6 protein-coding genes are annotated in these 13,848 nt (G+C 40.6%); all 6 read left to right on the plus strand.

Annotated elements, in window-relative coordinates:
* The first annotated feature begins 95 nt into the window (after nucleotides 1-95).
* The 6 genes from IEE83_RS32910 (at nucleotide 96) to IEE83_RS32915 (ending at nucleotide 13,654) form a co-directional block, all read left to right on the plus strand.
* Nucleotides 96-2,456 (plus strand): ABC transporter permease, encoded by a 2,361-nt coding sequence (locus IEE83_RS32910; RefSeq protein WP_228101758.1) that lies wholly within the window; start codon nucleotides 96-98, stop codon nucleotides 2,454-2,456.
* A 200-nt stretch (nucleotides 2,457-2,656) separates the two neighbouring features.
* Nucleotides 2,657-5,074 carry an ABC transporter permease gene (locus IEE83_RS10250; RefSeq protein WP_194120495.1) on the plus strand — a complete coding sequence of 806 codons (2,418 nt, stop codon included), beginning with the start codon at nucleotides 2,657-2,659 and terminating at the stop codon, nucleotides 5,072-5,074.
* An 89-nt stretch (nucleotides 5,075-5,163) separates the two neighbouring features.
* On the plus strand, nucleotides 5,164-7,548 hold the full coding sequence (locus tag IEE83_RS10255; protein WP_194120496.1) for an ABC transporter permease: 2,385 nt from the start codon (nucleotides 5,164-5,166) through the stop codon (nucleotides 7,546-7,548).
* Nucleotides 7,549-7,608: 60 nt separating this feature from the next.
* Nucleotides 7,609-10,050: an ABC transporter permease gene (locus IEE83_RS10260; RefSeq protein ID WP_194120497.1), complete on the plus strand. Its 2,442-nt coding sequence runs from the start codon at nucleotides 7,609-7,611 to the stop codon at nucleotides 10,048-10,050.
* 53 nt (nucleotides 10,051-10,103) lie between these two features.
* Nucleotides 10,104-12,482: an ABC transporter permease gene (locus IEE83_RS10265; RefSeq protein WP_194120498.1), complete on the plus strand. Its 2,379-nt coding sequence runs from the start codon at nucleotides 10,104-10,106 to the stop codon at nucleotides 12,480-12,482.
* 224 nt (nucleotides 12,483-12,706) lie between these two features.
* On the plus strand, nucleotides 12,707-13,654 hold the full coding sequence (locus IEE83_RS32915; RefSeq protein ID WP_228101759.1) for a DUF7674 family protein: 948 nt from the start codon (nucleotides 12,707-12,709) through the stop codon (nucleotides 13,652-13,654).
* The last annotated feature ends 194 nt before the right edge of the window (nucleotides 13,655-13,848 follow it).

A 13,848-nucleotide genomic window follows, 5' to 3' on the forward strand; every position in this document is an offset into this window, starting at 1 on the left:
GAATTCTGGCGATTGGGCATTTGCAATTCCAGATCATAGGTGTAATAAAAATTCAGATACGAAAGCTAAAAGCCAACGCCTAAACGCTAAAACCCATGATACGCAATTATTTCAAAATCGCTTTCAGAAATTTAATTAATGAAAAGTGGTATTCGTTATTGAATATCGGCGGCATGGGTATTGTGCTGGCTGTGAGTATCCTGCTTTTTTGGTGGGTAAGGGATGAATTGAGTTATGACAATTTTCATTCAGACATCGAACAAATTTATCGTGTTAATACACGCTTTGGAGCAGAAACCGCAGAAAATACATTTCCCGACACGCCCGGTGCCGTTTCAACTGCTGCTTTAAAATCAATTCCAGGCGTTCGTTCAGCTGTCAGGCTTTCTCCCTACTGGGCGAGGATTTTTCGTGTTGGCAATAATACCATCACTGAAAAAGGAGATCTGGCTTATGTAGACGGAGATTTTCTAAATTTTTTCGACGGATTTACCTTGCTACATGGCGACAAAAACAATTTGTTTCGGACGCCTGCTTCTGCAATTTTAACCAGAGATCTTGCCATAAAGTATTTTGGTACGGCCAATGCAATTGGCAAAATTTTCAAAAACGTAGAGAACAACCAGATTCTTACGGTTGGTGCTGTGATTGAGGAAAGTCCTGATAACACAAACTTTAAGCAAAAAATGTTTTTGCCCATGCAGGCTAAGGTTTTACCTTTTAGAGAAGAAAACAATGGCGATAATTTGGATGAAAGCTGGATTGCCTACGACTTCGAAACATTTGTAAAACTGGATAAAAGTACAAATCCTGAAATAGTTGGTCAGAAGATAACTTCAATAAAAAAGACAGCCAGAAATAAAGACGACGATGCAGCACTGTACTTTTTACAGCCATTCAGCAAGCTGCATCTTTATGCACCGGATGGAAAAAGTTCAGGAATGCAGCAGGTTAATTTGTTGGGCCTTATCGCATTTTTGCTTTTGAGCATTGGTTGTATCAACTATGTAAATTTGACAACAGCACGTGCCTCCCGACGCAACCGGGAAGTTGGAATTCGTAAGGTAGTTGGTGCCAGGTCGGGTCAACTGGCCGGACAGTTGATGGTAGAATCAGTATTGACTTTGAGTTTTTCACTGATTTTTGCCGTTTTACTGATAGAAATTCTTCTGCCATTTTATCAGGAGATAACCGGAAAAACCGGACAGATTTCTCTACTTGATTTAGATTCAATGCTCATCCTGGTTGGCGCGCTAGTATTGGCTTTCTTACTGGCAGGAATTTATCCGGCATTGATGATCGCTGGTTTCAATCCAATTCAGGTGTTGCGGGGTCGCTCCAGCCAGCGTAATACTTCGGGTTTACGGAAAGGACTTGTGGTGACGCAATTTGCATTGGCAACAATTTTGATTACCAGTACCTTAATTATTGGCAGCCAATTACGCTTCATCCGTGAACGTAATCCGGGATTTAACAGGGAGCATGTGTTTTCTTTTGATGCAAAAAAGTTTGCTTTGCCTTTGCAGCAGGCACTATTGAATGAGCCTTCGATTAAAAGCGTAAGTACTTCCAGTGATTCTCCGGTAAATGTTTTAAGAGGAACAGGCACGGTTGAATGGGAGGGGAAAGATCCTAACGCAATGCCCATTTTTGCTTATGTCAGCATCGATCCGGCGTTCATTCCCAGTTTTGAAATAAAAATTCTGGACGGACGAAATTTTGATGGGAGTCCTTCGGATTCGGTTCATTTTATGCTGAACGAAGCGGCAGTTAAACAGATGGAACTGAAAAATCCTGTTGGCAAACGTATAAAAGTGGAAGGTAGGGAAGGCGAGATCATTAGTGTGGTCAAAGATTTTAACATCGCTTCAATTCATGAAACAATACGGCCGCTAATTTTATCCAGCCGGCCAAAAATTAATAATATTCTACTCATCAAAACCTCTGGCGAATCCGCTGCGGCAGCTTTGGCCGCCGCGAGGAAGTTGTGGGAAAAACATATACCGGAATATCCTTTCGATTACAAATTCCTTGATGCACAGTACAATGAACAATATAAGTCAGAACAGCAGACTGAGCGTTTATTCAATTTTTTTGCAGGAATTGCCATTGTCATTTCGTGCCTTGGACTTTTAGGTCTTGTCTCATTTACAGCTGAACAACGGACAAAAGAGATCGGCGTCAGGAAAGTTCTGGGCGCTTCTGTTGCCAGTATTACGACGTTACTGTCAAAAGATTTTTTAAAACTGGTATGTATTGCTATCATCATCGCGGTACCTGTTGCCTGGTATTTTATGGAAAACTGGCTGGATAATTTCGCTTTCAAAGTGGAGATCGATTGGAAATTATTTCTATTCAGCGGCTTGCTAACCGTGTTAACCGCAGTTGCGACCATAAGTTTCCAAAGCATAAAAGCTGCGCTCATGAACCCTGTAAAAAGTTTGAAAAGCGAGTAGGGGCGGCCCTCGTGGCCGCCCGATCAATAGCAAATCAGGCCGCCCAATCGACAGTAAAACCAAACCCAGCTGATTAATAACAAGTCAAACCACCTAATCGATAGCAGACCAAACCGGCCCAATTGATAGAAAACCCGAACAGCCAAACGAAACCAAACCAACCCAGAAAATCGTACTCCAACCTATAAATATCCCACATCATGATCAGCAACTTTTTTAAAATCGCATGGCGCAGTCTTTGGAAGAAAAAGGCATTTTCTGCCATCAACATTTTCGGATTAGCGATCGGGCTTGCGACCTGTTTACTGATTTTGCTTTTTGTGCAAAGTGAATTGAGTTATGATAAATTTAACGTGAATGCAGACCGGATTTTCCGTGTGACGCTGAATGGCAAAATCGGAGGAAGAGAAATAAATATAGCCGCTGCGCCCGCACCAGTTGGCCCTGCGATATCCGGCGATTACCCTGGTATTGAATCTTACACCCGGCTGACAAGAGAGGGATCATTTGTAGTTAAATACGGTAATGAAAAATTCAAAGAAGAAAGAGTCGTTTTCGCAGATAGCAATTTCTTTTCAGTTTTCTCGATTCCATTCATAAAAGGTGATCTAAAAAATGCTTTGAAAGAGCCGAATACAATGGTGATTACAGAAGCCACGGCCGAAAAGTATTTTGGAAAAACTGATCCTGTTGGAAAAAGTCTGACATTGGGTACCCGTGGTTTGTTCAGGATAACTGGTGTTTGCGAGAATGTACCTGATAATTCGCACTTCCATTTCGACTTTTTCGGATCCCTTGCATCAGTTCATTTGGGTGAAAAATGGCTTTCAAGCGGGGCACATACTTATCTTTTGCTACGAAAAAATTATTCGATTGAAAAACTTTCTGCCCAGGGACCGCAGATTGTGAAGAAATATATTGCTCCTGAAATCCAGGAATTTTTAGGAATGAGTTATGAAGAATATGTAAGAAAAGGAGATCGCTTCGGGTTTACTTTTCAGCCGCTCACCGATATTCACCTAAACTCTGACCTGGAGGCTGAACTTGAACCAAATGGCGATATAAAATACGTTTACATTTTCTCAGCCATTGCAGCATTTATCCTTTTGCTGGCCTGTATCAATTTCATGAATCTATCCACAGCTGGTTCAGCAAACCGTGCCAAGGAAGTTGGTATCAGAAAAGTGCTGGGCTCTATTCAGCAGCAATTAATTTTTCAATTTCTGACGGAATCGATCCTGCTTACTTTTCTGGCACTTTTGGTTGCATTCGTGGTTGTGATTGCTGTTTTACCAAGTTTTAACCAGCTGGCTGCCAAGCAATTTGACATTCAAACGATCCTCAATTTCAGAATCGTCGGTTATGCTTTGGCGGGCTGCCTTTTTGTAGGGTTATTGGCAGGAAGTTACCCGGCATTTTTCCTTTCCGCCTTTCGGCCGATCAGTGTTTTAAAAGGAAAAATTCAAATGGGCGTCAGAAGTGGCTGGCTAAGAAATACGCTGGTCACTGTTCAGTTCGTGGTTTCTATCGGGATGATTATCGGGACCATTGTCGTTTATCAGCAGCTTCGTTTTATACAAAATAAAAAAGTAGGATTTGATAAAGATCAGGTTCTCATTTTGCAGGACACTTATGTCCTTGGCGACAAAGTAAAAGTTTTCAAAGAAGAGCTCAGAAAATTATCCCAGATACAAGATGTTACCTTGGCAGGATATGTGCCGGCTGGTGATTCCAACAATGGTACAGACGGTTTTTTGCCTGAAAGCGCGGCAGGAAGTGTATCTCCGTACCGTTTAAGAACTTACCAGATTGATGAAGATTACCTGGCTACACTTGGTATCGGCCTTGCGGCAGGAAGAAATTTCTCAAAATCTTTTGCTACCGATAGCGTGGCGATTTTGGTTAATGAAGCCGCGGTAAAACAATTTGGATGGAAAAATCCAATCGGCCAGCGGATAAAAACAGTTGGCAACGGAAAAGCCGACAGCCGGAAAACTTATACGGTTGTCGGCGTTACAAAAAACTTCCATTTTGAATCCATGCACCAAAGCATTGCACCTTTGGTGATGATGTATGGCGGCGACAGATTCCAGATGGCATTAAGAATCAGGACGGATGATATGCCCGGTTTGATCAAAACGCTGGAAAAAACATGGAAGTCACAGACGGACAGTCCGTTTTCTTATACATTTCTTAATGAACGGTTCAATAAAATGTACCAATCTGAACAGCGGATCGGCGCTTTGTTTGGCATTTTTGCCGGTCTGGCTGTGGTCATCGCCTGTCTGGGATTATTTGGTTTAGCCGCTTTCACAACTTTGCAGCGTACCAAAGAAATTGGTGTAAGAAAAGTTTTGGGAGCATCTGTGATGAGCATTGTCGCTCTACTTTCCAAAGACTTTATGAATCTTATCATCGTAGCCATTTTTATCGCAACACCACTTGCCTGGTATGGAATGAGCCGCTGGCTGGCAGATTTTGCTTACAAAATTGATATCCAATGGTGGGTTTTCGCACTGGCCGGTGTGCTGACGGTTTTAACTGCTTTGCTCACGATCAGTTTTCAAAGTATCAAAGCAGCATTGATGAATCCCGTGAAAAGTCTGAAAAGCGAGTAGCTGTTAGCATTTAGCTTTTACAGATTGTGAATAAGCAAATAAAATTTAACATGCCAGGCGAACGCCTAAACACTAACACCTAAAAGCTTATGCTACGTAATTATTTAAAAATCGCATTTAGAAATCTGGCTAAAAACAAGGGCTACGGATTTATCAATATTGTTGGTTTGGCCATGGGAATGGCCGTTGCCATACTGATAGGTCTGTGGATTTATGACGAGATTTCTTACGACCGTTATCATAAAAATTATGATAAGGTTGCCCAGATCATGCAGCATCAGACTTATAACGGACAAGTAGAAACACAAAATGCTGTGCCATTTCCACTAGGTCCGGAGCTGAAAAAAAATTATGGAAGTGATTTTAAATATGTTGTCAGGGCCACCTGGAACAACAAACACGTTCTTTCTCATGGAGAAAAAAAACTGGCGAAAAACGGACCTTATATAGAACCGGAAGCGCCGGAAATGCTGACGGTAAAAATGCTCAACGGAAGTATGTCCGGTTTAAATGATCCACATTCAATTTTACTTTCGGAATCAACTGCAAAAGCATTTTTCGGAGACAAAGATCCGGTTGACCAGCTTATGAAAATAGACAATCGGCTGGATGTAAAAGTGACTGGCGTGTATGAAGATCTTCCGCACAATTCTACATTCCGCGGGATGCAATTCATGGCGCCTTGGAGTCTGTACGAAATCGATTCTCCATGGATGAAAACAAATGATGATCCTTGGCGGTCAAATAGTTACCAAACATTTGTACAGCTGAATAATAATGCTGATATCGAAAAAGTGTCGGCTAAAATTAAGGATATCAAAGTAAAAAATATCCATCCCGAACAGCTGAAATACAAGCCGGAAGTTTTTCTTAATCCAATGAAAGAATGGCATTTGTATTCGGAATTTAAGGACGGAAAGCGGGTTGGCGGCTTGATAGAATTTGTCTGGCTTTTTGGAATCATCGGTTCATTTGTACTGCTTCTGGCCTGCATTAATTTCATGAATCTGAGTACTGCACGTTCTGAAAAAAGAGCAAAAGAAGTGGGTATCCGCAAGGCAATAGGGTCGGTACGGAAACAATTGATTTTACAGTTTTTTAGCGAATCGCTGATTGTGGTAGGCTTTGCATTTGTTTTGGCCATGGTGCTGGTTTTGCTGATACTTCCACAGTTCAATGACGTGGCCGACAAAAAGCTTGCAATATTATGGAGCAATCCTCTTTTCTGGCTTGCAGGAATTGGTTTTAGTTTGTTAACTGCCATGATCGCAGGAAGTTATCCGGCACTTTATTTATCCTCTTTTCAGCCGGTAAAAGTTTTAAAAGGTACATTTAAAGCGGGCAGGTTTGCTGCGATTCCACGAAAAGCTTTGGTGGTAGTTCAATTTACAGTTTCTATTATTTTAATCATCGGAACAACGGTCGTTTTTCGTCAAATCCAATTTGCCAAAAACAGACCGGTAGGGTATGATCGTAATGGTTTGATAACGATCAGTTTGACTACGCCGGACATTCACAATCATTTTGATGCGGTCAAAGACGAATTGAAAAAATCAGGAGCAATTGCTGAAATAGCCGAATCCAGCAGTCCTACCACAGAAACCTGGTCGTCCACAAGCGGATTCGCCTGGAAAGGAAAAGATCCGTCACTATCCGTGGATTTCAATTTCAATGAAGTGTCACACGATTATGGCAAAACAGTAGGATGGAAATTTAAAGACGGCAGGGATTTTTCCAAAGAATTTGCCACGGATTCTTCTGCACTGGTCGTCAACGAAGCTGCTGTTAAATTTATGGGATTGAAAAACCCGGTCGGTGAAATGCTTACCTGGAATGGTACGCCTTACAAAATTATTGGTGTGACTAAAGACATGGTGATCCAGTCTCCATATGCGCCAACAGTTCCGGTTTTCTACAATTTATCTTCGGGCGAGGGTGGCGTTATCAATATCAAATTAAATCCTCAGACCAACACATCGTCGGCTTTGGCAACCATTGAGAGTGTCTTCAAAAAGTACGATACTGGTTCTCCATTCGAATACAGCTTTGTTGATGAACAATACGCCACCAAGTTTTTTAATGAAGAGCGCATCGGAAAACTGACAACATTTTTTGCCATACTTGCCATAATGATCAGCTGTTTAGGAATTTTCGGCCTTGCATCTTTTACGGCTGAACAGCGTACCAAGGAAATTGGCGTGCGTAAAGTTCTCGGAGCTTCGGTGGCAAATTTATGGAGAATGCTTTCAACTGATTTTGTCGTACTGGTCATTATTTCCTGCATTATTTCCACGCCAATTGCGCTTTATTTTCTGAATGGCTGGCTGCAAAAATATGAGTACCGGACGGAAATTTCCTGGTGGATATTTATTCTCGCCAGTCTCGGTGCATTAATTATTACACTGATGACAGTAAGTTATCAAGCCATAAGAGCGGCCTTGCTTGATCCGGTAAAAAGTTTGAGAAGTGAATAGGAAAAATTTATTATTAACGCGCTATTAGCTAAACACTAATGCCTAACCGCCAACCGCCAGATGCTAAAAAACTATTTTAAAATTGCTTTTAGAAATCTTGTGAAAAACAGGATTTATTCTGTGATCAACATTGGCGGACTGGCTGTTGGCATGTCCGTAGCTATGCTAATCGGCTTATGGATTTATGATGAATTGTCCTTCAATAAATCCCATGAAAACTACGACAGGATCGGTCAGATTTATGTGAATCAAAATTTTGGCGGGGAGAAAAGCACCTGGTCTTATCTTCCGTATCCGTATATCAACGAGCTCAAATCGAACTACAAAAGCAATTTCAAGCATATTGTAGTTTCCACAAATCCCGGTGAAAATATACTAACCGCGGGAGAAAATAAACTATCCCGAAATGGAATGTTTATTGAACCGGATGCTCCTGAAATGTTCTCTTTTAAAATGCTGAAAGGTACTTGGAAAGGATTATCTGATCCGCAGTCGATCATGCTTTCTGCTTCGGCCGCCAAGGCGTTGTTTGGTAATGCTGATCCCATGGATAAACCGCTTAAAATCAGCACGGACAGAAATGTGAAAGTTACCGGCATTTATGAGGATTTTCCTAAAAATTCCCAGTTTTCGGGTGTCGATTTCTTTTCTTCCTGGGATTATTTTGTGGCTACTAATGCTTACATGAAACAGAAGAAATGGGATAATCACGCTGTGGCCATTTTTGTAGAGATTAAACCTGAAATCAGTTTTGCACAAGCGAGTGCGAGTATAAAAAACTCGGAACTGGATGTGATCAAACACTTGGATGGTATGAAAGAGGAGGCAGCTACCCATCCGCAAATGTGGATTCATCCTATGAAAAACTGGCATCTATATTCTGATTTCAAAAACGGTGTTGCTGATAGCGGACCGGTGGAATATATCTGGATGCTAGGTCTGATTGGTTTTTTTGTGATTTTTCTGGCCTGTATTAACTTCATCAATCTTAGCACCGCCCGTTCAGAAAAACGTGCAAAGGAAGTCGGTATCCGAAAAGCGGTTGGCTCACTGAGAAGTCAGTTGATCGGACAATTTTTTACGGAATCATTTCTTGTTGTTATTCTTTCATTTTTCGTGGCGCTTTGTGTTACGGCAGCTTCTTTGACCTGGTTCAATAATCTTTCAGCCAAACAGATGATTATCCCATGGGGAAATCTCTATTTCTGGTTATTCAGTCTTGGTTTTATATGGGTTACAGGACTTTTGGCCGGAAGTTATCCGGCACTATACCTGACGTCTTTTCAGCCTGTTAAAGTATTAAAAGGCTCGTGGTCACTTCGTATTCAGGGAGGATTATTAGCCGCATTGCCCAGGAAAGTTTTGGTTGTGACTCAATTTGTGGTATCCATCACATTGATAATCTGTACGATAGTAATTTATAGCCAGATTCAGTTTGCTAAAAATCGCCCGGTTGGTTATTCTCGTGAAGGGTTGCTAATGGTTGAAATGAAATCGGGCGATTTTTATGGAAAAACAAATCTTCTACGAACTGAGTTGAAAAATACAGGCGTCGTGACAGAAATCGCAGAATCTCAAAGTCCGATTACAGGCGTTTGGTCAGAAAACGGAGGGTTCAGATCCAATGGAAAATTTATCAGTGAAAAGGAAGCATTTGCAACTTTAAGTGTCAGCACAGAATACGCCAAAACAGTTGGCTGGCAATTTGTCGAAGGGCGAAATTTCTCAAAAGAACTTGCCTCCGATACTGCCGGTTTTATTATCAATGAAACGGCTGCAAGACTATTAAAGCTGGCAAATAAATCTGTTGAAAGCCCTGTGGGAGAAATCATTAGCTGGCAAAGTTCATGGATGACCAACAATATTGAAAAGCAATTTAAAGTGCTGGGCGTAGTGAAAGACATGGTAATGATCTCACCATTTGAAAATATTAAACCCACTGTATTTTTTCTTTTTGGCGCTCCAAACTGGATCAACATCTGCATTGACCCAAATGTTAGTACCAGTGTAGCTTTGCCCAAAATTGAAGCTGTTTTCAAACAGCTGGTTCCGACAGCTCCGTTTGATTATAAATTCGCTGATCAGGAATATGCCGTCAAATTTGCCGGAGAGGAAAGGATGAGCAAACTCGCTACTTTATTCGCTTCAATAGCCATTTTTATCAGTTGTCTTGGTTTGTTTGGCCTCGCATCTTTTGTCGCTGAACAAAGAACGAAAGAAATCGGGATCAGAAAAGTTTTGGGTGCAACAGTCGCTAATCTCTGGAAAATGTTGTCCCAGGATTTTGTGTTGCTTGTCGTCATAGCCTTTCTGATTTCCGGACCTGCCTCCTGGTATTTTATGAATAAATGGCTGATGAAATACAATTATCACACTGAAATTTCCTGGTGGATTTTTGCCGTAACAGCCATCGGAGCTTTATTGATTACTTTAATTACGGTCAGTTCTCAGGCAATAAAAGCAGCGTTGATGAATCCGGTAAAAAGCTTGAAGAGTGAATAGAAATAATTAAAGGAATATTCCTAATGTACTATTAGCCAAACACTAACCACCAAATGCTTAAAAACTATTTCAAAATCGCCTGGCGAAATCTTTTGAAAGAGCGCCAGTTTACGCTGTTGAATCTGGTTGGTTTGTCAACCGGACTTGCCTGTACGCTGCTGATTTACTTGTGGGTCAACGACGAGTTGCATGTTGACAAAGTCAATGAAAAGGATAGCCAGTTATTTCAGGTTATGGCTAATTATTCAAACGACGACGGTATCAAAACCAGCAGCAATACACCCGGTTTACTGGCAAATGCGCTGGCATCAGAAATGCCGGAAGTTGAAAAGTCCGCCACGGTTGTCCCGGCTTCCTGGTTTTCAAATAAGGGCGTTATCACTTTCAATGAAACGCATTTGAAAGCGGGTGGGCAGTTTATAAGCAAGAATTATTTCGACGTTTTTACTTGTCCGTTTGTGTCAGGAGACAAAAATTTGTTGTTTTCAGATCTTCAAACCATTGCTGTTTCCCAGGATCTGGCGTTGAAACTTTTTCATACTACTAATGAAGTTGTTGGAAAAACAATCAAATGGGATAACGGAGAATTCAGCGGGAACTATGCCATTGGCGGCGTATTCAGGAATAATCCTGTTAATGCTACAAATCAGTTTGACGTGCTTTTCAATTTTGATCTTTTTGCTGAAAAACGGGAGGGGATGAAATTCTGGGGAAACAGTGATCCGAGTACATTTGTCGTTCTGAAAAAAGAAACGAATATCAATCAGTTCAATGCCAAAATCAAAAGTTATCTTACAACAAAGGATAACAAATCAACAACGCAATTATTTGCCATCAAATATTCCGACAAATATCTGCACGGACAATTTGAAAATGGTGTGCAATCAGGCGGAAGAATCGCCTATGTCAGGCTTTTTTCAATTATAGGACTTTTTATTCTGATCATTGCCTGTATCAATTTTATGAATTTGTCGACGGCGAAAGCTTCCGGAAGAATCAAGGAAGTTGGTATCAAAAAAGTGGTTGGGGCATTAAGAAGCTCACTTATTTTTCAGTATCTGGGTGAGTCGTTATTGATGGCATTTTTATCCCTGATTTTTGCGGTGGTGTTAGTTCTTTTGTTGCTGCCACAGTTCAATGAAATAACCGGAAAAAATATTCAGATACATCCTAATGCGGTACTGATCCTTACTGTTTTGGCCATTACATTTCTGACAGGACTTATTTCTGGAAGTTACCCCGCATTATATCTTTCAGGTTTTAATCCCGCTGCGGTTCTTAAAGGGAAGCTGAAAACTTCTGTCGGTGAGCTTTGGGTAAGAAAGGGCCTGGTTGTTTTTCAGTTTGCTGTTTCTGTGATCTTTATCGTTTCTGTTTTGGTCGTTTACAAACAGATTAAATATATCCAGACCAGAGATTTAGGCTATAATCGAGATAATATTATTCACTTTGAGATCCCTCTGGAAATGGATTCTGTGAAGCTGAAAGCGGCAGAAAGTTTTCTGGGAGAGATCAAAAATATTCCTGGCGTGATTAATGCTTCCAGTTATTATCACAATCTTACCGGTGCTCACGGCTCGATTTCTGACTTTGATTGGCCGGGAAAAACACCTGGCAAAAACATTGATTTTTCGAACCTGGAAGTGGGTTATAATTTTATGGAAACACTCGGCATGCAGCTGAAAGAAGGACGCAGTTTCTCCCAAAATCAAAATGCCTATAACGAGATTGTTTTTAACGAAGCCGCTATTAAAAGTATGGGTTTGAAAGATCCAATCGGCAAAACGATCAAATTCTGGGGCAAGGAAAGACAGATTGTCGGTGTGGTTAAAAATTTCAATTTTGAATCTTTATATGAAACTGTAAAGCCCTGCTTTTTTCAGGTTTATCCGGTCATGCCCAATATTATGGTCAAGATAAACGCCGGAGCTGAAAAACAAACCATAGCCCGGATAGAAAAAGTTTTCCAGGAATATAACCACGGACTGGTTTTCGACTACCAGTTTCTTGACGAAAATTACCGCGCCTTATACGTTTCCGAGCAAAGAATCGGTCTTTTGTCCCAATATTTTGCAGGGCTGGCTATTTTAATTTCTTGTCTGGGTTTATTCGGTTTGGCTGCTTTTACAGCCCAAAGACGTCAGAAAGAAATTGGTATCAGAAAAGTAGTTGGCGCTACGGTGGGAAATGTAGCAATGATGCTTTCGATGGATTTTCTAAAACTTATTGCCATCGCGATTGTGATCGCGTTTCCGCTGATTGGTTGGGCGATGAGCCAATGGCTGCATGAATTTGCTTACAGTATTGATCTGGGAGTCGGCGTTTTCCTTATTACCGGAGGTTCGGTTACCCTGCTTACCTTGTTGACGGTGGGGTATCAGGCTATCAAAGCGGCTTTGACTGATCCGATCAAATCACTGAAAACGGAGTAATACTGTTTTATACAATCGCCGGGATAAATGATCTTCATTTGTTCCGGCTTTTATTTAGTCTTTCATATTGATAAAGGTCTATCAAATTGAAAGGGTTATCGGGTTTATTTTTTCTTAAATTTTGTACAAAACGTTGATTTATAAATAATTAAATCTGATTTGATCTTTTGGTATAAGATTAGGATAAACTGTTTTTTTATAAAATAAATATTAACAGTTTAATCATGATATCGCAGTACGAAGGCACAAAACTTATTGAATCTGAGTTTCCGCAGTTGACCCGTTTATACAAAAGAAGTTCTCTCTCTACTGATATTTTCAAAGCAGTCCAGCGCCTTCTGGATTTCTCAAAAGAAGCGGTTCTGGATTACAATCTAAGTTTGTCGCAAAAGTGTTTTTCCCTGGCCAAACATTTATATAATCAGGGTGATATTATCATTCGAAATGCCATCGAAAAAAGCTTTATCACTTCATTTTCCACATTTTTTCAAAAAGATGAATTAGAAAAAAAACGATTAAAATTTTTCATACCAGATGATTTTTATGCGATTTATCTGAAAGAACTGGAACATATTCCCGTGCCAGCAAAACCCGTTGAAATACCGGAGCCGGATCTTTTCAGGGATATAACAGTCAGATTGGCCACTTGTGAAGACGCGGTTTATGCCAAACAAATCACAGATGAAATGGAATCCTCGGCGCTTTCACGCGGCTGTGGAATTTCAAAAAGATCACCTTCTTCAATCATCAAAAAAATGAAAGAAGGAAAAGCGGTTATCGCATTAACTTCAAAAAATGAATGGGTCGGATTTTCTTATATCGAAGTGTGGCAAAACAGAGAATTCGTTTCCAATTCCGGTCTGATCGTTTCGCCTGCTTACCGTAAATGCGGGATTGCAAAAGCGATAAAGGAAAAAATCTTTGATCTGTCCCGTCAGCGTTTTCCCAATGCAAAGGTTTTCAGTATCACAACAGGGCTTGCCGTCATGAAAATGAATGCCAAACTAGGTTTTGAAACCGTAACTTTCAATGAAATTACCAAAGAAAAGAAATTCTGGGAAGGATGTAAAAGCTGCGTAAACTACCAGACTTTGAAAAGTAAAGATTGTAAAAACTGTTTTTGCACAGCCATGTTATTCACGCCTGAAAATCTAAAAACCGGGGAGAATTAATTATAATTTTCCCGGTTACTCATACCAACATCGAATCACACCTTTTCAGAGTATTTCATAAAGTATGATTTTGATCCTTTTTTACCAGCAGTTTTATACAGCCTGGTGACCGGGATTAAACGAAAACTTTCTGGAATACTCCTTTCTTTTATTATCTTCGTCTGTTGCCGGAAACTGTCCCTTTTACTGCGTAA

The organism is Dyadobacter subterraneus (genome assembly GCF_015221875.1).
In the GTDB taxonomy this organism is placed as follows: Bacteria; Bacteroidota; Bacteroidia; order Cytophagales; family Spirosomataceae; genus Dyadobacter; species Dyadobacter subterraneus.

What these genes read in the sequence shown, in the direction of transcription:
- IEE83_RS32910 (WP_228101758.1), top strand. Translation starts at nt 96, where the DNA reads ATGATACGCAATTATTTCAAAATCGCTTTCAGAAATTTAATTAATGAA.
- IEE83_RS10250 (WP_194120495.1), top strand. Translation starts at nt 2,657, where the DNA reads ATGATCAGCAACTTTTTTAAAATCGCATGGCGCAGTCTTTGGAAGAAA.
- IEE83_RS10255 (WP_194120496.1), top strand. Translation starts at nt 5,164, where the DNA reads ATGCTACGTAATTATTTAAAAATCGCATTTAGAAATCTGGCTAAAAAC.
- IEE83_RS10260 (WP_194120497.1), top strand. Translation starts at nt 7,609, where the DNA reads ATGCTAAAAAACTATTTTAAAATTGCTTTTAGAAATCTTGTGAAAAAC.
- IEE83_RS10265 (WP_194120498.1), top strand. Translation starts at nt 10,104, where the DNA reads ATGCTTAAAAACTATTTCAAAATCGCCTGGCGAAATCTTTTGAAAGAG.
- IEE83_RS32915 (WP_228101759.1), top strand. Translation starts at nt 12,707, where the DNA reads ATGATATCGCAGTACGAAGGCACAAAACTTATTGAATCTGAGTTTCCG.